Annotated in this window: 22 protein-coding genes; 15 read left to right on the forward strand and 7 right to left on the reverse strand. The window is 63.7% G+C overall.

All coding sequences use genetic code 11. The annotated features are described in order from the left end of the window. The first annotated feature begins 132 nt into the window (after positions 1 to 132). The 6 genes from arcD (at position 133) to PF66_RS02435 (ending at position 7,098) form a co-directional block, all read left to right on the forward strand. A complete protein-coding gene (gene arcD / locus PF66_RS02410; RefSeq protein WP_054061809.1) occupies positions 133 to 1,560 on the forward strand; it encodes an arginine-ornithine antiporter in 1,428 nt (475 codons plus the stop codon). A 31-nt stretch (positions 1,561 to 1,591) separates the two neighbouring features. Then, complete coding sequence (gene arcA / locus PF66_RS02415; RefSeq protein ID WP_054061810.1) at positions 1,592 to 2,848, forward strand: arginine deiminase; 1,257 nt, start codon at positions 1,592 to 1,594, stop codon at positions 2,846 to 2,848. 185 nt (positions 2,849 to 3,033) lie between these two features. Then, positions 3,034 to 4,044: an ornithine carbamoyltransferase gene (locus tag PF66_RS02420; protein WP_054061811.1), complete on the forward strand. Its 1,011-nt coding sequence runs from the start codon at positions 3,034 to 3,036 to the stop codon at positions 4,042 to 4,044. A 106-nt stretch (positions 4,045 to 4,150) separates the two neighbouring features. Further along, entirely contained in the window at positions 4,151 to 5,080 is a 930-nt protein-coding gene (gene arcC, locus PF66_RS02425; protein WP_054061037.1) for a carbamate kinase, read from the forward strand. A gap of 57 nt (positions 5,081 to 5,137) precedes the next feature. Beyond that, the gene (locus PF66_RS02430; RefSeq protein ID WP_054061038.1) at positions 5,138 to 5,497 is read left to right on the forward strand and encodes a DUF5064 family protein; all 360 of its coding nucleotides are present in this window, start codon (positions 5,138 to 5,140) and stop codon (positions 5,495 to 5,497) included. Between the two features lie 92 nt (positions 5,498 to 5,589). Beyond that, positions 5,590 to 7,098, forward strand: coding sequence for a sigma-54-dependent transcriptional regulator (locus PF66_RS02435; RefSeq protein ID WP_054061039.1), 1,509 nt, complete (start codon positions 5,590 to 5,592; stop codon positions 7,096 to 7,098). 109 nt (positions 7,099 to 7,207) lie between these two features. On the opposite strand, the gene PF66_RS02440 is transcribed toward PF66_RS02435, so the two are convergent. Continuing rightward, on the reverse strand, positions 7,208 to 7,495 hold the full coding sequence (locus tag PF66_RS02440) for a hypothetical protein (RefSeq protein WP_054061812.1): 288 nt from the start codon (positions 7,493 to 7,495) through the stop codon (positions 7,208 to 7,210). Between PF66_RS02440 and gcvH the strand changes: the two genes are divergently transcribed. The 6 genes from gcvH (at position 7,494) to PF66_RS02470 (ending at position 14,601) form a co-directional block, all read left to right on the forward strand. Then, positions 7,494 to 7,871: a glycine cleavage system protein GcvH gene (gene gcvH, locus PF66_RS02445; RefSeq protein ID WP_054061041.1), complete on the forward strand. Its 378-nt coding sequence runs from the start codon at positions 7,494 to 7,496 to the stop codon at positions 7,869 to 7,871. The two genes, PF66_RS02440 and gcvH, sit on opposite strands and share 2 nt — an antisense overlap. Positions 7,872 to 7,880: 9 nt before the next feature. Continuing rightward, on the forward strand, positions 7,881 to 10,730 hold the full coding sequence (gcvP, locus tag PF66_RS02450) for an aminomethyl-transferring glycine dehydrogenase (RefSeq protein WP_054061813.1): 2,850 nt from the start codon (positions 7,881 to 7,883) through the stop codon (positions 10,728 to 10,730). Between the two features lie 91 nt (positions 10,731 to 10,821). Next, positions 10,822 to 12,198 carry an L-serine ammonia-lyase gene (locus tag PF66_RS02455; protein ID WP_054061814.1) on the forward strand — a complete coding sequence of 459 codons (1,377 nt, stop codon included), beginning with the start codon at positions 10,822 to 10,824 and terminating at the stop codon, positions 12,196 to 12,198. Between the two features lie 49 nt (positions 12,199 to 12,247). Continuing rightward, positions 12,248 to 13,372: a glycine cleavage system aminomethyltransferase GcvT gene (gcvT, locus tag PF66_RS02460; protein ID WP_054061044.1), complete on the forward strand. Its 1,125-nt coding sequence runs from the start codon at positions 12,248 to 12,250 to the stop codon at positions 13,370 to 13,372. A gap of 389 nt (positions 13,373 to 13,761) precedes the next feature. Further along, the gene (locus PF66_RS02465) at positions 13,762 to 13,974 is read left to right on the forward strand and encodes a cold-shock protein (protein ID WP_017906209.1); all 213 of its coding nucleotides are present in this window, start codon (positions 13,762 to 13,764) and stop codon (positions 13,972 to 13,974) included. A gap of 141 nt (positions 13,975 to 14,115) precedes the next feature. Continuing rightward, complete coding sequence (locus PF66_RS02470) at positions 14,116 to 14,601, forward strand: RDD family protein (protein ID WP_054061045.1); 486 nt, start codon at positions 14,116 to 14,118, stop codon at positions 14,599 to 14,601. Between the two features lie 77 nt (positions 14,602 to 14,678). On the opposite strand, the gene PF66_RS02475 is transcribed toward PF66_RS02470, so the two are convergent. The 4 genes from PF66_RS02475 to rpoE all read right to left on the reverse strand — a co-directional run bounded on the left by PF66_RS02475 (position 14,679) and on the right by rpoE (position 18,529). Continuing rightward, positions 14,679 to 16,103 (reverse strand): DegQ family serine endoprotease, encoded by a 1,425-nt coding sequence (locus PF66_RS02475; protein ID WP_416773437.1) that lies wholly within the window; start codon positions 16,101 to 16,103, stop codon positions 14,679 to 14,681. A gap of 251 nt (positions 16,104 to 16,354) precedes the next feature. Then, positions 16,355 to 17,317, reverse strand: a complete 963-nt coding sequence (locus tag PF66_RS02480) for a MucB/RseB C-terminal domain-containing protein (RefSeq protein WP_054061815.1) — start codon at positions 17,315 to 17,317, stop codon at positions 16,355 to 16,357. An 8-nt stretch (positions 17,318 to 17,325) separates the two neighbouring features. Then, positions 17,326 to 17,916: a sigma-E factor negative regulatory protein gene (locus PF66_RS02485; protein WP_017906213.1), complete on the reverse strand. Its 591-nt coding sequence runs from the start codon at positions 17,914 to 17,916 to the stop codon at positions 17,326 to 17,328. Between the two features lie 31 nt (positions 17,917 to 17,947). After that, entirely contained in the window at positions 17,948 to 18,529 is a 582-nt protein-coding gene (gene rpoE, locus PF66_RS02490; RefSeq protein WP_010452874.1) for an RNA polymerase sigma factor RpoE, read from the reverse strand. Between the two features lie 564 nt (positions 18,530 to 19,093). Here rpoE and nadB point away from each other — a divergent pair. Further along, positions 19,094 to 20,710, forward strand: coding sequence for an L-aspartate oxidase (gene nadB / locus PF66_RS02495; RefSeq protein WP_054061049.1), 1,617 nt, complete (start codon positions 19,094 to 19,096; stop codon positions 20,708 to 20,710). On the opposite strand, the gene PF66_RS02500 is transcribed toward nadB, so the two are convergent. Both PF66_RS02500 and PF66_RS02505 read right to left on the reverse strand, forming a co-directional pair. Beyond that, positions 20,679 to 21,131 carry a protein YgfX gene (locus tag PF66_RS02500; RefSeq protein ID WP_054061050.1) on the reverse strand — a complete coding sequence of 151 codons (453 nt, stop codon included), beginning with the start codon at positions 21,129 to 21,131 and terminating at the stop codon, positions 20,679 to 20,681. The genes nadB and PF66_RS02500 overlap by 32 nt on opposite strands. Further along, positions 21,115 to 21,369, reverse strand: coding sequence for a succinate dehydrogenase assembly factor 2 (locus tag PF66_RS02505; protein WP_054061816.1), 255 nt, complete (start codon positions 21,367 to 21,369; stop codon positions 21,115 to 21,117). The genes PF66_RS02500 and PF66_RS02505 overlap by 17 nt, the downstream gene beginning before the upstream one ends. Before the next feature lie 151 nt (positions 21,370 to 21,520). Here PF66_RS02505 and PF66_RS02510 point away from each other — a divergent pair, with 151 nt between their 5' ends. Both PF66_RS02510 and PF66_RS02515 read left to right on the forward strand, forming a co-directional pair. After that, positions 21,521 to 22,462 carry a YgfZ/GcvT domain-containing protein gene (locus tag PF66_RS02510; RefSeq protein WP_054061817.1) on the forward strand — a complete coding sequence of 314 codons (942 nt, stop codon included), beginning with the start codon at positions 21,521 to 21,523 and terminating at the stop codon, positions 22,460 to 22,462. Positions 22,463 to 22,485: 23 nt separating this feature from the next. After that, a complete protein-coding gene (locus tag PF66_RS02515; protein WP_054061818.1) occupies positions 22,486 to 23,307 on the forward strand; it encodes an HDOD domain-containing protein in 822 nt (273 codons plus the stop codon). The last annotated feature ends 34 nt before the right edge of the window (positions 23,308 to 23,341 follow it).

Consider the following 23,341-nt stretch of genomic DNA (forward strand, 5'->3'; position numbering starts at 1 on the left):
ATAAATAGCCGCGCAATTAAATGCAGTTGGACATTCAAGATCCGATACACCCATAACCTGATCTGAATCAGTTCCCGCCTCAACCTGCATCCCTACTCTGGAGCCTCACTTCTCCTGAACTGGAGTCATGCAATGGCTGAGTCTCCCGGAAAACTACGCTTGGGCGCCCTGGTTGCCCTGGTAGTGGGTTCGATGATCGGCGGTGGAATCTTTTCCCTGCCACAAAACATGGCCGCCAGCGCCGATGTCGGCGCCGTCCTGATCGGCTGGGCGATTACCGCCGTGGGCATGTTGACCCTGGCCTTCGTGTTCCAGACCCTGGCCAATCGCAAGCCGGACCTGGACGGCGGGGTCTACGCCTATGCCAAGGCCGGTTTCGGCGACTACATGGGTTTCTCCTCGGCCTGGGGTTACTGGATCAGCGCCTGGCTGGGCAACGTCGGCTACTTCGTCCTGCTGTTCAGCACCCTGGGCTACTTCTTCCCGGTCTTCGGTGAAGGCAATACCGTCACGGCGGTGGTCGGAGCCTCACTGCTGTTGTGGGCGGTGCACTTTCTGGTATTGCGCGGTATCCGCGAGGCGGCCTTCATCAACCTGGTGACCACCGTCGCCAAGGTGGTGCCACTGCTGCTGTTCGTGCTGATCGCCCTGTTCGCCTTCAAGCTGGACATTTTCACCGCCGACATCTGGGGGGTGAAAAACCCGGACCTGGGCAGTGTGATGAACCAGGTGCGCAACATGATGCTGGTCACCGTCTGGGTGTTCATCGGCATCGAGGGCGCGAGCATCTTCTCCTCCCGTGCGGAAAAACGCTCGGACGTGGGCAAGGCCACGGTCATCGGTTTCATCACCGTGCTGCTGTTGCTGGTGCTGGTCAACGTGCTGTCACTGGGGATCATGACCCAGCCAGAACTGGCCAGGCTGCAGAACCCGTCCATGGCCGCCGTGCTCGAGCACGTGGTCGGGCACTGGGGCGCGCTGCTGATCAGCGTCGGCCTGATCATCTCGCTGCTCGGGGCCCTGTTGTCGTGGGTGCTGCTGTGCGCCGAGATCATGTTCGCCGCCGCCCGCGACCACACCATGCCGGCGTTCCTGCGCCGCGAGAACGCCAATCACGTGCCGGCCAACGCCCTCTGGCTGACCAACGCCATGGTGCAGATATTCCTGGTCATCACGCTGTTCTCCGCCAGTACCTACCTGTCGCTGATCTACCTCGCCACCTCGATGATCCTGGTGCCCTATCTGTGGTCGGCGGCCTATGCGGTGCTGCTGGCGGTACGTGGCGAAACCTATGAAAACGCCCTGGCCGAACGCCGCAAGGACCTGTGGATCGCGGCCATCGCCCTGCTCTACGCGATCTGGCTGCTGTACGCCGGTGGGGTGAAGTACCTGCTGCTGTCCGCCCTGCTCTACGCCCCGGGCGCGATCCTGTTCGCCAAGGCCAAGCACGAGCTGGGCAAACCCATTTTCACCCCCGTCGAGAAGCTGATTTTCACCGCAGTGGTCGCTGGCGCCCTGCTGGCCGCCTACGGCCTCTACGACGGCTTCCTGACGCTGTAACCCCCTGTTCGTTCCCTCTGGAGGATCTGCAATGACCACGGAAAAAGTGAAGTACGGCGTCCACTCCGAAGCCGGCAAACTGCGCAAGGTGATGGTGTGCTCCCCCGGCCTGGCCCACCAGCGGCTGACCCCGAACAACTGCGACGAACTGCTGTTCGACGATGTGCTCTGGGTTGCCCAGGCCAAGCGCGATCACTTCGACTTCGTCACCAAGATGCGCGAACGCGATATCGACGTGCTGGAAATGCACAATCTGCTGACCGACATCGTCGGCCAGACGGAAGCCCTGGACTGGATTCTCGAACGCAAGCTCACCGCCAACCAGGTCGGAATCGGCCTGGTCAACGAAGTCGGCTCCTGGCTGCGCAGCCTGGAACCCCGCAAGGCCGCCGAGTTCCTCATCGGCGGGATATCGGCCGACGACTTGCCCGACAGCTTCGGCGGCAAGACCATCCAGATGTTCCGTGACTTCCTCGGCCACTCCAGCTTCATCCTGCCGCCACTGCCCAATACCCAGTTCACCCGGGACACCACCTGCTGGATCTACGGCGGGGTCACCCTCAACCCGATGTACTGGCCGGCACGCCGCCAGGAAACCCTGCTGGCCACGGCCATCTATAAATTCCACCCGGAATTCGTCAACGCCGACTTCCAGGTCTGGTACGGCGACCCGGACCAGGAGCACGGTAACGCCACCCTAGAGGGCGGCGACGTGATGCCGATCGGCAACGGCGTGGTCCTGATCGGCATGGGCGAGCGTTCCTCGCGCCAGGCCATCGGCCAGTTGGCGCTGAACCTGTTCAAGAACAAGGCGGTGGAACGGGTGATCGTCGCCGGCCTGCCGAAGTCCCGCGCGGCCATGCACCTGGACACCGTGTTCAGCTTCTGCGACCGCGACCTGGTGACCGTCTTCCCGGAAGTGGTGAACCAGATCGTCGCCTTCAGCCTGCGGCCCGACGAGAGCAAGCCGGGCGGCATCGATGTACGCCGCGAGGAAACCAGCTTCCTCGACACCGTCGCCAAGGCCCTCGGCCTCAAGGCCCTGCGCGTGGTGGAGACCGGCGGCAACAGCTTCGCCGCCGAACGGGAGCAGTGGGATGACGGCAACAACGTGGTCGCCGTGGAGCCGGGCGTGGTGATCGGTTACGACCGCAACACCTACACCAACACCCTGCTGCGCAAGGCCGGCGTCGAGGTCATCACCATCAGTGCCGGCGAACTCGGCCGCGGCCGTGGCGGCGGTCATTGCATGACCTGCCCGATCATCCGCGACCCCATCGACTACTGACCGACAACCCGCCACGGTTCCCCAGGGCACCGGCCCTTGTAGGAGCAGGGCTTGCCCGCGAAGGCGTCCGTTTAGGCAGCGCCAGGCTTGAGGGCCTATTCGCGGGCAAGCCCTGCTCCTACAAGAAGGGCGAGAAAGGCCGGCCGATCGTGGCGACAACCGATATATCCAGGGAGATACCCAACATGGCTTTCAACATGCGCAACCGCAGCCTGCTGAGCTTGATGCACCACACCAACCGCGAGCTGCACTACCTGCTCGACCTGTCCCGCGACCTCAAGCGTGCCAAGTACACCGGCACCGAGCGGCCGCACCTCAAGGGCAAGAACATCGCGCTGATCTTCGAGAAGACCTCGACCCGCACCCGCTGCGCCTTCGAGGTCGCGGCCCATGATCAGGGCGCCCACGTCACCTACATCGACCCGGTGTCATCGCAGATCGGCCACAAGGAAAGCATGAAGGATACGGCCCGCGTCCTCGGACGGATGTTCGACGCCATCGAGTACCGCGGCTTCGAACAGGAGATCGTCGAGGAACTGGCCCGGTTCGCCGGCGTGCCGGTGTTCAACGGCCTGACCGCCGAGTTCCACCCGACCCAGATGATCGCCGACGTGCTGACCATGCGCGAGCACAGCGACAAGCCGCTGCATGACATCAGCTACGCCTACCTGGGCGATGCCCGCTACAACATGGGCAACTCACTGCTGATGATCGGCGCCAAGCTCGGCATGGACGTGCGAATCGCCGCGCCGAAGGCGCTGTGGCCCCATGCCGACTTCATCGCCCAGTGCCAGGCGTTCGCCGAGGACAGCGGCGCACGCATCACCCTCACCGAGGACCCCGTGGCGGCGGTCAAGGGCGTGGATTTCATCCACACCGACGTGTGGGTCTCCATGGGCGAGCCGGTGGAGGCCTGGGATGAACGCATCGAGCAGTTGCTGCCGTACCAGGTCAACAGCCGGCTGATGAAGGCCGCAGGCAATCCACGGGTCAAATTCATGCACTGCCTGCCGGCGTTCCACAACAGCGAGACCAAGGTCGGCAAGGACATCGCCGCCCGTTACCCGCACCTGGCCAATGGCGTGGAGGTCACCGAGGAGGTGTTCGAGTCGTCGGCCAACATCGCCTTCGAACAGGCGGAAAACCGCATGCACACCATCAAGGCGATCCTGGTGGCGGCGTTGGCGGATATCTGACCCTGCAGGAGCGGGCTTGTCGGGACGCCGTACCGCCGCGAAGCCCTTGGCGGCCAAGCCCACTCCCCCAAAACCGGCCACACGACTCTCAAAGAAGGACTGCACCATGCGTATCGTCGTAGCCCTGGGCGGCAACGCCCTTCTGCGCCGTGGTGAACCCATGACCGCGGACAACCAACGCGCCAACATCCGCATCGCTGCCGAACAGATCGCGAAAATCCACCCTGGCAACCAACTGGTGATCGCCCACGGCAACGGGCCGCAGGTCGGTCTGCTGTCATTGCAGGCAGCCGCCTACACCCAGGTTTCGCCCTACCCGCTGGATGTCCTCGGCGCGGAAACCGAGGGCATGATCGGCTACATCATCGAACAGGAACTGGGCAACCTGCTGGATTTCGAAGTGCCCTTCGCCACCCTGCTGACCCAGGTCGAGGTCGACCCCGGCGACCCGGCCTTCCAGCAGCCGAGCAAACCCATCGGCCCGGTCTATACCAGGGAAGAGGCCGAACGGCTGGCCGCGGAAAAAGGCTGGAGCATCGCCCCCGACGGCGACCGGTTCCGCCGGGTGGTCGCCAGCCCGAAACCCAAGCGCATCTTCGAGATCCGTCCGATCAAGTGGCTGCTGGAAAACGGCAGCATCGTGATCTGCGCCGGCGGCGGCGGGATTCCGACGATGTACGACGAAAACCGCAAGCTGCAAGGCATCGAGGCGGTGATCGACAAGGACCTGTGTTCGGCGCTGCTGGCCCGGCAGCTGGAATGCGACCTGCTGGTGATCGCCACCGACGTCAGCGCGGCCTTCGTCGACTGGGGCAAGCCGACCCGGAAGGCGATCGCCCAGGCGCACCCCGACGACCTGGAAAAACTCGGCTTCGCCGCCGGCTCCATGGGCCCGAAAGTCGAGGCCGCCTGCGAGTTCGCCCGGCAGACCGGCAAGGTTGCGGTGATCGGCTCGCTGGCGGATATCGAGGCTATCGTCCAAGGTAAAGCGGGCACCCGGGTCAGTACCGCCCAACCCGGCATCGTCTATTCATGAGAACCTTCGGGGCAGGCCATGGTCTGCCCTACTCACGCCTTGTAAGGAGACATCACCATGGCCAAGTTCGAGCCCGGTCACCTGCATATCGAGCGACACGCGCTGAACAGGGATGACTTCAGCTACAACCTGTGCATCGACTACGAACTCGCCCAGGATCCGCGCGAGGGCCAGGGCATGCAGTTCCGGCTGCACGGCACCATCGAAGACAAGCCGCTCGACGAGTCGTTCTTCCTGGCCAAGGACCAGGCCTTCGACTTCGCCCGCCACGCCACCCGCCTCGCCCAGCAGCACGGCATGCCCAAGAGCGCCAACATCATCGCGCTGCACCGGTACTACGACGAGATGTTCGAGGATGTGCGCGCGCAACTGCATGTGAAGTCCGGCGATCCGATGAAGCCCGAACACCTCGAGTAGCCCGCGCGGCTGGTGCGGAGCATTGCGCGTGGGAAGCCTGCGGCGGAGATGGCATAATTGCGCCCTTCTCGCCAGGAACCGTATCCCGTCCCATGCGTATCCACGTCAGCTTCATCGACCGCGTCGGCATCACCCAGGAGGTCCTGGCGCTGCTCGGTGGGCGCAACCTGAACCTGGATGCGGTGGAGATGGTGCCACCCAACGTCTATATCGACGCACCGACCCTCAGCCCGCAAGTGCTGGAAGAGCTGCGCGATGCCCTGTTCAGTGTGCGTGGCGTTCAGGCGGTCACGGTGGTGGACATCCTGCCCGGACAACGCCGGCACCTGCAGCTCGACGCCCTGCTCGCGGCCATGACCGATCCGGTGCTGGCGCTGGACAGCCAGGGCGTGGTGCTGCTGGCCAACCCGGCCATGGTCGCCCTGTACGGCCGCGAGCCGGCGGGGGAAAGCGTCGCCGGGCTGTTCGCCGACCCCGGCCTGCTGGATGCCCTGCTGGAGAACGGCTTTCGCCTGCCGCTGCGGGAAATCACCGTCAATGGCCAGACGCTGCTGCTCGATGCCACGCCGATCACCGATGCCGGTGCCCTGCTGACGCTGTACCAGCCCAGCCGGATCGGTGAACGCCTGTCCGCGCTGCATCACGATCATGCCGAAGGCTTCGACTCGCTGCTCGGCGAGTCGGCGCCGATCCGTACCCTCAAGGCCCGGGCCCAGCGGGTCGCGGCCCTCGATGCCCCCCTGCTGATCCAGGGCGAAACCGGTACCGGCAAGGAACTGGTGGCCCGTGCCTGCCATGCCATCAGCGCCCGTCATGGTGCGCCGTTTCTCGCCCTGAACTGTGCGGCACTCCCGGAAAGCCTCGCCGAGAGCGAACTGTTCGGCTATGCCCCCGGCGCCTTCACCGGCGCCCAGCGCGGCGGCAAGCCGGGGCTGATGGAACTGGCCAACCAGGGCACGGTATTTCTCGACGAAATCGGCGAGATGTCGCCGTACCTGCAGGCCAAGCTGCTGCGTTTTCTCAATGACGGCAGCTTTCGCCGGGTGGGGGGCGATCGCGAGATCAAGGTCAATGTGCGGATCATCAGCGCCACCCACCGCGACCTGGAGAAGATGGTCAGCGAAGGCAACTTCCGCGAAGACCTGTTCTACCGCCTCAACGTCCTCAACGTCGAGGTGCCGCCGCTGCGCGAACGCGGCCAGGATATCCTGCTGCTGGCGCGCTACTTCATGCAGCAGGCCTGCACGCAGATCCAGCGCCCGGTGTGCCGGCTCGCCCCCGGCACCTACCCGGCGCTGCTGGGCAACCGCTGGCCGGGCAACGTCCGCCAGTTGCAGAACGTGATCTTCCGCGCGGCGGCGATCTGCGAGGGCAGCCTGGTGGATATCGGCGACCTGGACATCGCCGGCACCTCCGTGGCACGCGAGAGCGACGGCGAAATCGAAAGCCTGGAACAGGCGGTCGAGGATTTCGAGCGCAACCTGCTGGAAAAGCTCTACGCCCAATACCCATCGACCCGCCAGTTGGCCAACCGCCTGCAGACCTCCCACACGGCGATTGCCCATCGCCTGCGCAAGTACGGGATTCCCGGCAAGCCCTGAACCGCAACCCTATCCCTGGCTGCAAACCGACCCGCGGGGTACACCAGCAGGCGGCCAGCGGCCGACCTCCGGGAACAACCATCCCCTGCGACCACTCCAGAAGCGACACTCATCTGTACTGAAAGCGATACAGCGGAACGATTTCGCTACAACGACTGCCGTCCCAATTCTGACAAGACTTTGATCCCGTTGCGCTTTTTTCGGCCGCCCAGACTGTAGCGATTTCACTACAGTCCATTCGCGGCAACTGCGCCGAAACCTGCGCCAAACCCTTGATTTTCAAGCTCCTCACCCGATTGGCCGCAAACTTGCTAAGGGAGTCCCATTCAAGCGGGGCGAAGTCCTCGCCTTCAATAGCGTCCACCAGACGAATCTGGCCCTTGAGGAGTGTTTCCATGACCGAGTTGCGTTTTACCGAAGACCACGAGTGGCTGCGTACCGAAGCCGATGGCAGCGTAACGGTCGGGATCACGGCGTTCGCCCAGAACGCCCTCGGTGATGTCGTATTCGTCCAGTTGCCGGAACTGCAGGCCTACGACAAGGGCGCCGAAGCCGCCACCGTGGAATCGGTCAAGGCCGCCAGCGGCGTGTACATGCCTCTGGACGGGGAAGTGCTGGAGGTCAACCCGGCACTGGAAGACAGCCCGGAACTGGTCAACGAAGACCCGCTGGGCGAAGGCTGGTTCTTCCGCTTCAAACCCGCCGATGCCGCCGCTGTCGGCCAACTGCTGGATCAGGCCGCCTACGAGCGCCTGATCGAAGCCCAGGCCTGAGGAACCACCATGACCATCAACCTCGGCACCGCCAACGAATTCATCGCCCGTCACATCGGCCCACGCCAGGATGACGAACGCGCCATGCTCGCCACCCTCGGTTTCGACTCCCTGGAAGCCCTGGCTGCCAGCGTGATTCCCGACAGCATCAAGGGCACCAGCGTCCTCGACCTGCCGGCCGGCCAGAGCGAAGCCGATGCCCTGGCATCGATCAAGGCCATCGCCGCACAGAACCAGTTGTTCAAGACCTACATCGGCCAGGGCTACTACAACTGTCACACGCCGGCGCCGATCCTGCGCAACCTGCTGGAGAACCCGGCCTGGTACACCGCCTACACCCCCTACCAGCCGGAAATTTCCCAGGGCCGCCTGGAAGCGCTGCTGAACTTCCAGACCCTGATCAGCGACCTCACCGGCCTGCCGATCGCCAACGCCTCGCTGCTCGACGAGGCCACCGCCGCCGCCGAAGCCATGACCTTCTGCAAGCGCCTGAGCAAGAACAAGGGCAGCCACGCCTTCTTCGCTTCCGTGCACTGCCATCCGCAGACCCTCGACGTGCTGCGCACCCGTGCCGAGCCGCTGGGCATCGAGGTGGTGGTCGGTGACGAACACGCACTGGGCGATGTCAGCAGCTTCTTCGGTGCACTGCTGCAATACCCGGCGAGCAACGGCGATCTGTTCGACTATCGCGAACTGACCGAACGCTTCCACGCCGCCAACGCCCTGGTCGCGGTCGCCGCCGACCTGCTGGCGCTGACCCTGCTGACTCCGCCGGGCGAATTCGGTGCCGATGTCGCCATCGGCAGCGCCCAGCGCTTTGGTGTACCGCTGGGCTTCGGCGGCCCGCACGCGGCCTACTTCTCCACCCGTGATGCGTTCAAGCGCGACATGCCCGGCCGCCTGGTCGGTGTTTCGGTGGACCGTTTCGGCAAGCCGGCCCTGCGTCTGGCGATGCAGACCCGCGAGCAACACATCCGTCGCGAGAAGGCCACCAGCAACATCTGCACCGCCCAGGTGCTGCTGGCCAACATCGCCAGCATGTACGCCGTGTATCACGGTCCCAAGGGGCTGAAGCAGATCGCCCGGCGTACCCACCGCCTGACCGCGATCCTGGCCAAGGGCCTGGCCGCGCTGGGCCTGGCCGTCGAGCAGAACAGCTTTTTCGACACCCTGACACTCAAGACCGGTGCCCAGACCGCGGCCTTGCTGGCCAAGGCCCGTGAGCAGCAGATCAACCTGCGGGTGGTCGATGGCGAGCGCCTGGGCCTGTCGCTGGACGAAACCTGCGGCCAGGCCGATGTCGAAACCCTCTGGGCCCTGCTGGCCGAGGGCAAGGCGCTGCCGGACTTCGCCGCCCTCGCCGCTGCGGCCCAGGACAGCATCCCCGCAGCCCTGGTTCGCCAGTCGCCGATCCTCAGCCACCCGGTGTTCAACCGCTACCACTCGGAAACCGAGCTGATGCGCTACCTGCGCCGGCTGGCGGACAAGGACCTGGCCCTGGACCGCACCATGATCCCGCTGGGCTCGTGCACCATGAAGCTCAACGCCGCCAGCGAGATGATCCCGGTGACCTGGGCCGAGTTCGGTGCCCTGCACCCCTTCGCCCCGGCCGAACAGAGTGCCGGCTACCAGCAACTGACCGACGAGCTGGAAGCGATGCTCTGCGCCGCCACCGGCTATGACGCGGTCTCCCTGCAGCCCAACGCCGGCTCCCAGGGCGAGTACGCCGGTCTGCTGGCGATCCGCGCCTACCATCAGAGCCGCGGCGAAGGCCGTCGCGATATCTGTCTGATCCCGTCGTCGGCCCACGGTACCAACCCGGCCACCGCCCACATGGCCGGCATGCGCGTGGTGGTCACCGCCTGCGATGCCCGTGGCAACGTCGATATCGAGGACCTGCGGGCCAAGGCCATCGAGCACCGCGAACACCTCGCCGCGCTGATGATCACCTACCCGTCGACCCATGGCGTGTTCGAGGAAGGCATCCGCGAAATCTGCGGCATCGTCCACGACAACGGCGGCCAGGTGTACATCGACGGTGCCAACATGAACGCGATGGTCGGCCTCTGCGCCCCCGGCAAGTTCGGCGGCGACGTCTCGCACCTGAACCTGCACAAGACCTTCTGCATCCCCCACGGCGGTGGCGGCCCGGGCGTCGGCCCGATCGGCGTGAAGTCGCACCTGGCGCCGTTCCTGCCCGGCCATGGCGTGATGGAGCGCAAGGAAGGCGCGGTCTGCGCGGCACCGTTCGGCAGCGCGAGCATTCTGCCGATCACCTGGATGTACATCCGCATGATGGGCGGCGAAGGTCTCAAGCGTGCCTCGCAACTGGCCATCCTCAATGCCAACTACATCTCCCGGCGCCTGGAAGAGCACTACCCGGTGCTGTACACCGGCAGCAACGGCCTGGTGGCCCACGAGTGCATCCTCGACCTGCGCCCGCTGAAGGACAGCAGCGGCATCAGCGTCGACGACGTCGCCAAGCGCCTGATCGACTTCGGTTTCCACGCCCCGACCATGTCGTTCCCGGTCGCCGGCACGCTGATGATCGAGCCGACCGAAAGTGAGTCCAGAGAAGAACTGGACCGCTTCTGCGACGCCATGATCCGCATCCGCGAGGAAATCCGCGCGGTGGAGAACGGCAGCCTGGACAAGGACGACAACCCGCTGAAGAACGCCCCGCACACCGCGGCGGAACTGGTCGGCGAGTGGGCGCACCCGTACAGCCGCGAGCAGGCGGTTTACCCGGTGGCATCGCTGGTCGAAGGCAAGTACTGGCCGCCGGTCGGTCGCGTCGACAACGTGTTCGGCGACCGCAACCTGGTCTGCGCCTGCCCATCGATCGAGAACTACGCTTGATCACATGACTCACCCCCTGCGGGAGCCGGCTTGCTGGCTCCCGCAGGGGACTGCGTCCTCACCATAATAAGAACGACCCCGGAGAACCCACATGTCCCTGAGCGTGTTCGACCTGTTCAAGATCGGCATCGGTCCCTCCAGCTCCCACACCGTCGGACCGATGCGCGCCGCCGCACGTTTCGTCGAAGGCCTGCGTCGCGAGAACCTGCTGGAACAGACCACTTGCGTCAAGGTTGAGCTGTACGGCTCGCTCGGCGCCACCGGCAAGGGCCACGGCAGCGACAAGGCCGTGCTGCTAGGGCTCGAGGGCGAGTACCCCGATACCGTCGATACCGAAACCGTCGCCGATCGTCTGCAAGCCATTCGTGGCAGCGGACGCCTGAAACTGCTCGGCGAGCATTCCATCGAATTCAGCGAAAAACTTCACCTGGCGATGATCCGCAAACCGTTGGCCTATCACCCCAACGGCATGATCTTTCGCGCCTTCGACAGCGCCGGCATCCAGATCCGCAGCCGCGAGTACTACTCGGTCGGCGGCGGTTTCGTCGTCGACGAAGATGCCGCCGGTGCCGACCGCATCGTCGAGGACAGCACCCCGCTGACCTTTCCGTTCAAGAGCGCCAAGGAGCTGCTGGGCCACTGCAGCACCTACGGCCTGTCCATCAGCCAGGTCATGCTGACCAACGAAAGCGCCTGGCGGCCCGAGGCGGAAACCCGCGCCGGCCTGCTGAAGATCTGGCAGGTGATGCAGGACTGCGTCGCCGCCGGCTGCCGTAATGAAGGCATCCTCCAGGGCGGCCTCAAGGTCAAGCGTCGGGCGGCCGCACTGCACCGGCAGCTGTGCAAGAACCCGGAAGCGGCCCTGCGCGATGCGCTGTCGGTACTGGACTGGGTCAACCTCTACGCCCTGGCGGTCAACGAGGAAAACGCCAACGGCGGCCGGGTGGTCACCGCGCCGACCAACGGTGCGGCCGGGATCATCCCCGCCGTACTGCATTACTACATGCGTTTCATCCCCGGAGCCAACGAGGATGGCGTGGTGCGCTTCCTGCTCACCGCCGCCGCGATCGGCATCCTCTACAAGGAGAACGCCTCGATCTCCGGCGCCGAAGTCGGCTGCCAGGGCGAGGTCGGCGTGGCCTGCTCGATGGCCGCCGGCGCCCTCTGCGAGGTGCTCGGCGGCAGCGTGCAACAGGTCGAGAACGCCGCCGAAATCGGCATGGAGCACAACCTCGGGCTGACCTGCGACCCGATCGGCGGGCTGGTGCAGGTACCGTGCATCGAGCGCAACGCGATGGGTTCGGTCAAGGCCATCAATGCCGTGCGCATGGCCTTGCGCGGTGACGGCCAGCACTTCGTTTCCCTCGACAAGGTGATCCGCACCATGCGCCAGACCGGTGCCGACATGAAGAGCAAATACAAGGAGACCGCCCGTGGCGGTCTGGCCGTAAACATTATCGAATGCTGATCGGCGAGGCTGGCGCAAGCCGCCTTCCGACAATTTCCAGGAGTTGAAGATGTCCACCGAAAACCTGCTGAAAACCCCGCTGCACGCCCTGCACCTGCAACTCGGGGCACGCATGGTGCCGTTCGCCGGCTATGAAATGCCGGTGCAGTACCCGCTGGGCGTCCTCAAGGAACACCAGCACACCCGTGACCAGGCCGGGTTGTTCGATGTCTCGCACATGGGCCAGATCCGCCTGGTCGGCGCCGGGGCCGCCAAGGCCCTGGAAAGCCTGGTGCCGGTGGATATCGTCGACCTGCCGGTGGGCATGCAGCGCTATGCGATGTTCACCAACGAAAACGGCGGCATCCTCGACGACCTGATGGTCGCCAACCTGGGTAACGACGAGCTGTTCCTGGTGGTCAACGCCGCCTGCAAGGAACAGGACCTGGCCCACCTGCGCAAGCACCTGGGGCATCTGTGCGAGGTGCAGCCGCTGTTCGAGGAGCGCGCCCTGCTCGCCCTGCAAGGTCCCGCCGCCGTTACCGTGCTGGCGCGCCTGGCACCGGAAGTAACCCGGATGACCTTCATGCAGTTCGCGCCACTGCGCCTGCTGGGGGTCGACTGCTACGTCAGCCGCTCCGGCTACACCGGTGAAGACGGCTTCGAGATTTCCGTGCCGGCAGCCAGTGCCGAAAGCCTGGCCCGCAGCCTGCTGGCCGAGACCGAAGTCGAGGCCATCGGCCTCGGCGCCCGCGATTCGCTACGCCTGGAAGCCGGCCTGTGCCTCTACGGGCACGACATGAACGAGCAGACCACGCCCGTGGAGGCCAACCTGCTCTGGGCCATATCCAAGGCCCGGCGTGCCGATGGCGCCCGTGCCGGTGGCTTCCCCGGTGCCGAGCAGGTCTTCGCCCAACAGCAACAGGGGGTGCAGCGCAAGCGTGTTGGCCTGCTGCCCCAGGAGCGGACTCCCGTACGCGAAGGTGCGGAAATCGTCGACGAAGCCGGCACGGTGATCGGCAGCGTGTGCAGCGGTGGTTTCGGCCCGACCCTCGGCGCACCGCTGGCCATGGGCTACCTGGATGCCGCCCACTGCGCTCTGGACAGCCAGGTCTGGGCCATCGTACGAGGCAAGCGCATCCCGCTGAAAGTCAGCAAAATGCCGTTTGTCGCACAACGTTACTATCGTGGTTGATACCAACAGTAACAACTAACGGTAATGAAACTGTGCACTGGTTTGTAACGTGTCCGCCACAAACCAGTGCATATATTCGCAAGTGAACTTGGCTTATAACAGTCGAACACAAGTGAATGCCTGAATGTCCGGGATGTCCCCGCCAGAGCCCGCGAAAACTGCGGCAAACGGCCTCAAATCGCGGGATGGACGGGGGCTTGTTTTTTCTCCCACAGTTGGCGTAGAGTTTCCCTACTGTGTTTGCATGGGTCGCTTGGAATCGTGACCTGGGCAGTAGCTTTAAGTTCGCTACAACCCGTTCGACGTCTCTTACTTTCCTGCAACCCAGCCCAGTACTCTTTCCAGCGAAAGGGGCTGTCATTAATTTTTAGCGTCAAAGGAAATAAGAAATGTCCGAACGTAAGAGCGGTACCGTCAAGTGGTTTAACGACGAAAAGGGTTTTGGTTTTATCACTCCTGAGAGCGGTCCGGATCTGTTCGTCCACTTCCGCGCCATTCAGGGCAGCGGCTTCAAGAGCCTGAAAGAAGGCCAGAAAGTGACCTTCATCGCAGTACAGGGCCAGAAAGGCCTGCAGGCTGACGAAGTCATCGCAGAAAACTGAGTTCGGTTTTTATGCCTGAAAAGCCCCTGATGGTGACATCAGGGGCTTTTTTTATGTGCGCGGTTTATGCATCAACCGCTGCAGGTCTGGTTTTATGGGGGTAGCTTCGTAAAATGGCCTTTTCCTCGAGAGAAAGCCCCCATGACGAAGCACGTACTAAGCCCACAGGGTGACTTCCCCGCCGCCGGCCTGGGCCGTCGCCTGGCAGCGATGTTCTATGACGCCCTGCTGTGCACCGCCCTGCTGATCGTGACCGGCTTCATCTACAAGCTGGCGCAGATGGCAATCATCGGCGAGCAGCGCCTCAAGACCCTGGCCGACTCCGGCGCCCTGGACGGCGACCCCTTGTTCTCGACCGTGGTGTTCTGCGTACTGTTCGGCTTCTTCGCCAAATTCTGGACCTACAAGGGCCAGACCCTGGGCATGCAGGTGTGGGGCATTCGCGTACAGAACGCCGATGGTTCTGCCATCAGCCTCTGGCAGGCCCTGCTGCGCTTTCTCATCGCCATCGTTTCCATGCTCTTCGCTGGCCTGGGCTTCATCTGGGTACTGCTGGACAAGCAGAAACGCAGCTGGCACGACATCTATTCCGACAGTCGGCTGGTACGCATCCCCAAGCAGCGCTGAGACTTTCCGCCCGCCCATGAAAAAGCCCGCCTCATTTCAAGGCGGGCTTTTCTACATCCAGTCACCAACCGGCTGGTTTACTCGGCCAGCTTGAAGGTGATGAAGCTCGCACGTCCCTGACGCAGGACACGCATCGACACCGAACGATTCTTCGGCAGGGCCTTGGCGATTTCGGTGAACTGCTTGGCATCGGTGATCGCCTGGTTGTTCAGGTGAGTGATCACATCGCCCGGCTGCAGGCCGATCAGCGCCGCAGGACCATCCTGGACTTCCTTGATGACCACGCCGCCCTTGACCAGGTCGTTGGCCTTCTTCTGCTCATCGCTCAGGTCGGCAACGGAAACGCCCAGACGGTTGCTGCTGCGCTCGGCACCGGCCGACTTGCCGCTGTCCATTTCCTTGCCTTCGTCCGGAATTGCCCCGACGGTCAACTCGATGGTCTTGCGCTGGCCTTCACGAACCACTTCCAGCTTGGCCTTCTCGCCCGCCTTCAGCGCACCGACCAGGTGCGGCAGGTCGGCGGACATCTCGATAGGCTGGCCGTTCATGCTGAGGATCACGTCACCCACCTGCAGGCCACCCTTGGCCGCCGGGCCGTCATCCTGCACCTGGGCGACCAGGGCACCGGCCGGCTTGTCCAGGCCGAACGATTCGGCCAGGTCCTTGTTGACCTCCTGGATGACCACGCCCAGCCAGCCCCGGCTGACCTTGCCACCGGCTTTCAACTGGTTGGAAACGTCCATGGCCACGTCGATCGGGATGGCGAAGGAGACGCCCATGAAGCCACCGGAACGGGTGTAGATCTGCGAGTTGATACCGACCACTTCACCGTTGAGGTTGAACAGCGGACCACCGGAGTTGCCCGGGTTGATCGGCACGTCGGTCTGGATGAACGGTACATAGTTCTCGTTCGGCAGGCTGCGGCCCACGGCGCTGACGATACCCTGGGTCACGGTGTGGTCGAAGCCGAACGGCGAACCGATGGCGACGACCCACTGGCCAGGTTTCAGGTCCTTGGACTTGCCGAGCTTGAGGGTCGGCAGGTTCTTGCCGTCGATCTTCAGCAGGGCCACGTCGGAACGCGGATCGGTGCCGACCAGCTTGGCCTTGAGCTCGCTACGGTCGGCCAGGCGCACGAGGATCTCGTCCGCATCGGCGACCACATGGTTGTTGGTCAGGATATAGCCGTCATTGGAAATGATGAACCCCGAGCCCAGCGACTGGGCTTCACGCTGCCGACCGCCGCCGCCCCCTTTCGGGCCGCGCGGTTGCGGGAAGCCGCGGAAGAACTGCTGGATCTCCGGGGGCAGGCCTTCCAGCCCCTGGATATCCGAAACCTTGCGGTCCGGCAGCTTCTGGGTGGTACTGATGTTCACCACCGCCGGCGAGGCCTGCTCCACCAACTGGGTGAAATCGGGCAGCTCCGCGGCCTGGGCCGCCACCGCCTGCCCAAGAAGCAGGACCGTGGCGAAAATGGACAGATAGGATTTCAAGCTTGGTATCGACATACGGCTCCCGTGAATAACGAGCATGGTTAAGCGACAGGTACCATAAAACCCAAAGACGATTAAGCCTGGATTACGGACCGGGAACAACACACAAGGCCAGGGCCGAGAGGGTCCTGACCTATAGGAAAATTCCGATTGGTTTGCAAGGGAAAATAATCACCAGACATTTCGGCATCTCGATCCCGCTGCCAGACAGCGTGCAGGTGGGCGCAGGATCGAGGCGACAGACGTCATGGTTCAGTCTCTCACTGCCGGGCAGCCTGCGCATCGCCGGTGCGCATCGACAGGGCGATACGTTCGGCGGTCCCGATGGGAATTTCGCCCACGACCGTGACCATGATCTCCCCGGTCGGCGTGGTCAGGCGCCGGGAGACGGCAACGGTCGGGCCGAGTTGGGTGCGGGTATCGGCGATGTTGGCGCCGTGGAGGGGCTCGAGGAACACCGAGAATCGCGCCAGGCCATCGTCATACATCAGGCTGCTGACCTGGGTTTTGGTCTGCGGATCGACACGCGCCGAACTGTTCACCAGCTCGAAACCCGGCGGTAGCCAATCGGAATGCCATTGCTGGGCCACCTTGCTGGCCTGGGCCTGGTTGCCGGCCTGGGTCACCGGCTTGCATTCGGCACCGCCCTGCAATTGGCTGTCCTGAGGGATATCGGTGGTATTGAGTTCGGTGAACTGGAAGCGTTCGAGCAACTGGCCCTTGTCGTTGATCAGCAACGACTTCAGGGGCAAGCCGGTCTGGCGGTCCAGATGCAGTTCGAAGCCATAGCGATGCTGATCGCGAGGCGTCAGGGAGACGATCACCGCAGGGCGACCGGCGACGCGGGACTTGCCAACGATCGCGAGGTCATACCAGGACTTGAGTTTCTGTGGATCAAGCGCGCGGGCATGGGCATCAGGCGATTGGCCGAGCCCCGCTACCAACGTGCCGCTGACGCATTCGGTGCGTCCATCGACCCGTACCACCTCTTGTGCCGACCCATCGAGCTGCAGCAGGCGTTCGCGAACCTGACCGTTCTGGACCAGATGCCAGATACTGTGGGTCGAGAAACTGCCATTGCGTTCGTAGACGAAGGTGCCCTGGAAGCTTTGCTGCTGCTCGGCTTGCCCAAGACGGTTCAGCCAGTCCTGGGCTTCGTCGGCCTGGGCGGCGAGAGCGAATCCGCCGGCCAGGGCAAGCGTGAAAAGAGGTAGTGCGCGCATGATCCTCCTTACTTGGCGGTTTCCAGGCTGGCTGCACGTGCGTAGGGCAGCGCGCTCTCGGTGCCTTTCAGGGCAGCTTGCTGGGCATGCTGGCGCAGGTAGCCTGGCAGACGCTGGTCCCAACCGGCCTGGCCTTGTTGCAGCACACCGTTGGCCATCGGCCCGGTAGGCTCGGAGCCTTCAGTATAGCCGGCCAATACCGCAGGGCCCTTCGCCGTTGGCGCGGCCAGACCCGGCTGATTGGATTGCTGGGCCAGTTGGGCGCCGGCAATCTCGTCCTGGTTGTAGAACCGCACGCCGGCCAGCACCGCCATGGTCACCGAAGCGGCCACCGCCAGGCGACCGAGGGTGCGCCACGGACCACGGGTGTTCCTGGCTGGCACATCTTCGCCAGCCAGCGCCGCCGATACAGCCGATGCGATATCCAGGCGCGGGTCCAACAGATCCTTGTGCATCACAGCCCGGGCAACCTGATAACGCGACCAGGTGGCACGAGTGTCGGCATCGTCGAGGGCATTGAGCACTCGACGCAATTCCAATTCGTCCGCTTCGTTATCCATCACCGCGGACAGCGATTCCTGCAGGGCTTCACGACTCATGACGGTTCCTCTCTTGGCTGTCGCCGCTGTCTCAGGTTTCCTGCAACAACGGTTGCAGGGCTTTATCGATGGCCTCCCGAGCGCGGAAAATCCGGGAGCGCACGGTGCCCACCGGACATTGCATGACGGCTGCAATGTCCTCATAACTCAGACCGTCGAATTCACGTAAAGTTAACGCTGTACGCAAATCTTCCGGCAGTTGCTGAATGGTTCGATGGACGGTGCCTTCGATCTCATCCCGGAGCAACGCACGCTCCGGCGATTCGAGATCCTTGAGGCCATGATCGCCATCGTAGAACTCGGCATCTTCGGAACTCACATCGCTGTCTGGAGGCCTGCGACCGCGGGACACCAGATAGTTTTTCGCCGTGTTGATGGCGATGCGGTACAGCCAGGTATAGAACGCACTGTCACCGCGAAAATTTCCCAGCGCACGGTAGGCTTTGATAAACGCTTCCTGTGCCACATCCTGGGCTTCATGGGTGTCGTGCACAAAGCGCACGATCAACCCGAGAATTTTGTGCTGGTATTTCAGCACTAGCAGATCGAAAGCCCGCCGATCGCCGCGTTGCACGCGTTCGACCAGCTGCTGATCCTCTTCCTGGGTTAGCATGAATGCTCCTCATTGGACTTGAAGGAGGCTGCCATTGCTAATCGATCAGGCTTGCAAACATAGACTCGGACTGTCGGCAAAAGTTCTCCCCCTTCAAGCAAGTTTCCTGCGACCCTTCAAACGGGCCCACACGAAAAACGCAGCACGGCCCTGGCCGGCTGCGTGAATGATCTTGTCGTCGAATCCGCTGGCGTATCCTTCGTCAGGCTACGCAGACAACCGACGCTGTCCCCTTCTCTCTGGCACCTGCCTATGGAGCCCGGGGCGTTTTAAAAGTTCCCGGACACCCCAGCAAGTAATAGCATTGTGCCGTTCCCTCGGGCAAAGGCGGCATGAGCCTCGTTATAGCCGAAAAATCATCGTCTTACCGTGCAAAACCATATGCACGAGAGCCCGGAGTGGCGCACACTTCCCGCCCGCAGTAATTTCACAATGCCACGAAGGCCCGGCTATTGTGCCGATCCCCCCCAGCAGTTACCAGTGGGCCGTGTGGCGAGTTCCGAGCCCTGACTTGACCGGGCCCAACGCACCGTTGACCCGGTGCTTATTTTCGGATTGATTGAGATGAGCCAACATTTTCAACACGATGTGCTGGTGATTGGCAGCGGTGCCGCCGGCCTGAGCCTGGCGCTGACCCTGCCGGGCCATCTGCGCATCGCCGTGCTGAGCAAGGGCGACCTGGCCAACGGTTCGACCTTCTGGGCCCAGGGAGGGGTCGCGGCGGTACTGGACGATACCGACACGGTGCAATCCCATGTCGAGGATACCCTCAACGCCGGCGGCGGCCTGTGCCATGAGGACGCGGTGCGTTTCACCGTCGAGCACAGCCGCGAGGCCATTCAATGGCTGATCGACCAGGGAGTGCCGTTCACCCGCGATGAAGAGGCCAATGTCGACGACGGCGGTTTCGAGTTCCACCTGACCCGCGAGGGCGGCCACAGCCATCGGCGCATCATCCATGCCGCCGATGCCACCGGCGCGGCGATCTTCAGGACCTTGCTGGAACAGGCCCGCCAGCGTCCGAACATCGAACTGCTGGAACAGCGCGTGGCCGTCGACCTGATCACCGAGAAACGCCTGGGCCTGGACGGCGAGCGTTGCCTGGGTGCCTACGTGCTCGATCGCGGCACCGGCGAGGTCGATACCTACGGTGCACGCTTCACCATTCTGGCCTCGGGCGGCGCGGCCAAGGTCTACCTCTATACCAGCAACCCCGACGGCGCCTGTGGCGACGGTATCGCCATGGCCTGGCGCTCGGGCTGCCGGGTGGCGAACCTGGAGTTCAACCAGTTCCACCCCACCTGCCTGTATCACCCCCAGGCCAAGAGCTTCCTGATCACCGAGGCCCTGCGCGGCGAAGGTGCGCACCTCAAGCTGCCCAATGGCGAACGCTTCATGCCGCGCTTCGACCCCAGGGCGGAGCTGGCGCCACGGGATATCGTCGCCCGGGCCATCGACCACGAGATGAAGCGCCTGGGTATCGACTGCGTCTACCTGGACATCAGCCACAAGCCCGAAGCCTTCATCAAGGCGCACTTCCCGACGGTGTACGAGCGCTGCCTGGCGTTCTCCATCGACATCACCCGCCAGCCGATCCCGGTAGTGCCCGCCGCGCACTACACCTGTGGCGGCATCCTCGTCGACCAGCAGGGCCGCACCGACGTTCCCGGCCTGTATGCGATCGGCGAAACCAGCTTCACCGGCCTGCACGGCGCCAACCGCATGGCCAGCAACTCGCTGCTCGAATGTTTCGTCTATGCCCGCTCGGCCGCCGCCGACATCCTCCGGGAACTTCCGCAGGTCGCCCAGCCAGCGGCCCTGCCGAGCTGGGACGCCAGCCAGGTGACCGACTCCGACGAGGACGTGATCATTGCCCACAACTGGGACGAGCTCCGGCGGTTCATGTGGGACTACGTGGGCATCGTACGCACCAACAAGCGCCTGCAACGGGCCCAGCACCGGGTGCGCCTGCTGCTGGACGAGATCGACGAGTTCTACAGCAACTACAAGGTCAGTCGCGACCTGATCGAGCTGCGCAATCTGGCCCAGGTGGCCGAATTGATGATCCGCTCGGCCATGGAACGCAAGGAAAGCCGCGGCCTGCACTACACCCTCGACTACCCGGGCCAGTTGCCCGAGGCCCTCGACACTATCCTGGTGCCGCCCACCTACGCCGGCTGAACCTGAGCCGTACGCGCAGGCGCCGGTGGTCATCGTGCGCCAGCGCGTCGCGAGGTACGCAGAGCGAGCGCGGCAGCCAATTGCCAGGCTGGCGGAAGCGCAGTACCACCAGCCAGGGCAAGGCCAGGCTGTCGCGGCACAACCGCACCGGCTGCCAGCCACCGGCCCGGCTCCACAACTGCCAGCCCTGCTCGTCCCGGCGCAGCCCGGTAAAAGCCGCAGAATGGCTCAGCAGGATCTGTCGCGGCAGCACCCAGGCCGCGTGCAACAGGCAGGCGAAAGCCCCGGACAGGCTTGCCCAGAGCGAAACATCCAGGAAGAACAACGACAGCAGCGCGAACCCGAGGGCCGCGAGATACGCCGCCAGCAGCAGCCGTGAGGCCCGCCAGCGGCATTCGAAGCGATTACTTGGGCTGAACACGATCCAGGATCATGCGCACCATGCGCTGCAGTTCCGGATCCGGCGACTCGGAACGCTCCATGAACCAGCCGAACATGTCCTGGTCCTCGCACTCGAGCAGATTGCGATAGCACGCGCGGTCGGCGTCATTCAGATGCGGGTACACCTCCTTGACGAACGGTGCCAGCAGCACGTCCAGCTCCAGCATGCCGCGGCGGCTGTGCCAATAGAGGCGATTGAGTTCTACATCTTCGACCATGGAACGCTCCTCGAATTTGGCCGCAAGTATACAGGCCTGATCGACGTCGCACAGTCGGCTTTGGTCGGCATGAGCCGGCGTTTTGCGAACTATCCATTTCCAGGGCACCCCTCTATGATGTGTACCAGACTTTTTCATGCTGCGAAGACTCATGGCCGATTCCGCTTTTTTCTGCACCCTGTCCCACGAAGGCGTCCTCGCTGTCCGCGGCGCCGAAGCCAGCAAGTTCCTGCAAGGCCAGTTGACCTGCAACCTCAATTACCTCAGCGACAGCCATGCCAGCCTCGGCGCGCGCTGCACGCAGAAAGGCCGCATGCAATCGAGCTTCCGCATCCTGCTCGAAGGTGACGGAGCCTTGCTGGCCATGGCCGGCGAGCTGCTTGAGCCGCAACTGGCGGACCTGAAGAAGTACGCCGTGTTCTCCAAGGCCAGGCTCACCGACGAAAGCGCCGGCTGGGTCCGTTTCGGCCTCGGCGAAGCCGATACCTGCCTGGCCGGCCTGGGCCTGCCATTGCCCGCCGACAGCGACAGCGTAGTGCGTGCCGATGGCCTGATCGCCGTGCGTGTGTCGCCGGGTCGCAGCGAACTCTGGGTACCGGCGCAGCAGGCCGAAAGCGTGCGTGCCCGCTTGGCCAGCCAACTGCGTGAGGCCGATCTCAACACCTGGCTGCTCGGCCAGGTGCGTGCCGGCATCGGCCAGGTCATGCCACAGACCCGCGAACTGTTCATCCCGCAGATGCTCAACCTGCAGGCCGTAGGCGGCGTCAGTTTCAAGAAAGGCTGCTATACCGGCCAGGAAATCGTCGCGCGCATGCAGTACCTGGGCAAGCTCAAGCGTCGCCTGTACCGCCTGGCGCTGGACGGCGAACACCTGCCGCAACCGGGCAGCGAGCTGTTCTCACCGTCCCACAACAGCTCGGTCGGCGAAGTGGTGATCGCGGCCAAGGCCGAGGACAGCATCGAACTGCTGGCCGTCCTGCAGGCCGAAGCGGCCGAGGAAGGCACGGTCCACCTGGGCGATCTGCAAGGTCCGCTGTTGACACTGCTGGATCTGCCCTATCAACTGGACCGCGACCGCGAAATCCAGCGTTAACTGCACCGCTGTAGAGAGCACGAATGAACAAGCTGGCGGAAAAGGTCCAACAGGACTTGGTGGCGGCCATCGATAACGATGACCTGGTTCTGCCCACGCTGCCGGAGGTCGCCCTGAAGATTCGCGAGGCGGCCGAGGATCCGGAGATCAGCGTCAGTACCCTGAGCAAGGTGATCGGTGTCGACACCGCGCTGTCGGCGCGCCTGATCAAGGTGGTCAACAGCCCACTGCTGCGGGCCAGCCACGAAGTGACCGACCTGTATACCGCCATCACCCGACTGGGAGTGAACTACAGCAGCAACCTGGCGGTCGGCCTGGTGATGGAGCAGATCTTCCATGCCCGCTCCGAGGTGGTGGAACAGAAGATGCGTGAGGTCTGGCGCAAAAGCCTGGAAATTGCCGGGATCTGCTACGTACTGTGCCGCGATTTCACCCAACTCAAGCCGGACCAGGCGGCGCTCGGCGGGCTGGTGCACCAGATCGGCGTGCTGCCGATCCTCACCTATGCCGAGGATCATTACGAACTGCTGGCCGACCCGCTGAGCCTGGACCATGTGATCGACAGCATCCACCCGATGCTGGGCGACAAGCTGCTGCGGGTGTGGGACTTCCCGGAGCGGCTGATCAGGTTGCCGGGCCAGTACCTGGACCTGCGCCGGAACAGCGCGACCACCGACTACGTGGACCTGGTGCAGATCGCCACGGTGTTCTGCCACCAGGGCACGACGCAGTCCTTTGCCCATATCGACCCGACCAGCCTGCCGGCCTTCCGGAAGCTGGGGCTGGCCCCGGACAATGTGGCCTGGGTCGAACAGCTCAATGATGCACGGATGATGCTCAACTAGGGTCTTTTGGTGCTCCGTTCGCGGATGAGTCCGC

Origin of the sequence: Pseudomonas asplenii (assembly GCF_001293465.1) — a bacterium.
In the GTDB taxonomy this organism is placed as follows: Bacteria; Pseudomonadota; Gammaproteobacteria; order Pseudomonadales; family Pseudomonadaceae; genus Aquipseudomonas; species Aquipseudomonas fuscovaginae_B.

Bases quoted from the DNA above. Each gene is read 5' to 3' on its own strand.
- arcD (WP_054061809.1), top strand. From the start codon at position 133: ATGGCTGAGTCTCCCGGAAAACTACGCTTGGGCGCCCTGGTTGCCCTG.
- arcA (WP_054061810.1), top strand. From the start codon at position 1,592: ATGACCACGGAAAAAGTGAAGTACGGCGTCCACTCCGAAGCCGGCAAA.
- PF66_RS02420 (WP_054061811.1), top strand. From the start codon at position 3,034: ATGGCTTTCAACATGCGCAACCGCAGCCTGCTGAGCTTGATGCACCAC.
- arcC (WP_054061037.1), top strand. From the start codon at position 4,151: ATGCGTATCGTCGTAGCCCTGGGCGGCAACGCCCTTCTGCGCCGTGGT.
- PF66_RS02430 (WP_054061038.1), top strand. From the start codon at position 5,138: ATGGCCAAGTTCGAGCCCGGTCACCTGCATATCGAGCGACACGCGCTG.
- PF66_RS02435 (WP_054061039.1), top strand. From the start codon at position 5,590: ATGCGTATCCACGTCAGCTTCATCGACCGCGTCGGCATCACCCAGGAG.
- gcvH (WP_054061041.1), top strand. From the start codon at position 7,494: ATGACCGAGTTGCGTTTTACCGAAGACCACGAGTGGCTGCGTACCGAA.
- PF66_RS02440 (WP_054061812.1), bottom strand. From the start codon at position 7,495: ATGGAAACACTCCTCAAGGGCCAGATTCGTCTGGTGGACGCTATTGAA.
- gcvP (WP_054061813.1), top strand. From the start codon at position 7,881: ATGACCATCAACCTCGGCACCGCCAACGAATTCATCGCCCGTCACATC.
- PF66_RS02455 (WP_054061814.1), top strand. From the start codon at position 10,822: ATGTCCCTGAGCGTGTTCGACCTGTTCAAGATCGGCATCGGTCCCTCC.
- gcvT (WP_054061044.1), top strand. From the start codon at position 12,248: ATGTCCACCGAAAACCTGCTGAAAACCCCGCTGCACGCCCTGCACCTG.
- PF66_RS02465 (WP_017906209.1), top strand. From the start codon at position 13,762: ATGTCCGAACGTAAGAGCGGTACCGTCAAGTGGTTTAACGACGAAAAG.
- PF66_RS02470 (WP_054061045.1), top strand. From the start codon at position 14,116: ATGACGAAGCACGTACTAAGCCCACAGGGTGACTTCCCCGCCGCCGGC.
- PF66_RS02480 (WP_054061815.1), bottom strand. From the start codon at position 17,317: ATGCGCGCACTACCTCTTTTCACGCTTGCCCTGGCCGGCGGATTCGCT.
- PF66_RS02485 (WP_017906213.1), bottom strand. From the start codon at position 17,916: ATGAGTCGTGAAGCCCTGCAGGAATCGCTGTCCGCGGTGATGGATAAC.
- rpoE (WP_010452874.1), bottom strand. From the start codon at position 18,529: ATGCTAACCCAGGAAGAGGATCAGCAGCTGGTCGAACGCGTGCAACGC.
- nadB (WP_054061049.1), top strand. From the start codon at position 19,094: ATGAGCCAACATTTTCAACACGATGTGCTGGTGATTGGCAGCGGTGCC.
- PF66_RS02505 (WP_054061816.1), bottom strand. From the start codon at position 21,369: ATGGTCGAAGATGTAGAACTCAATCGCCTCTATTGGCACAGCCGCCGC.
- PF66_RS02510 (WP_054061817.1), top strand. From the start codon at position 21,521: ATGGCCGATTCCGCTTTTTTCTGCACCCTGTCCCACGAAGGCGTCCTC.
- PF66_RS02515 (WP_054061818.1), top strand. From the start codon at position 22,486: ATGAACAAGCTGGCGGAAAAGGTCCAACAGGACTTGGTGGCGGCCATC.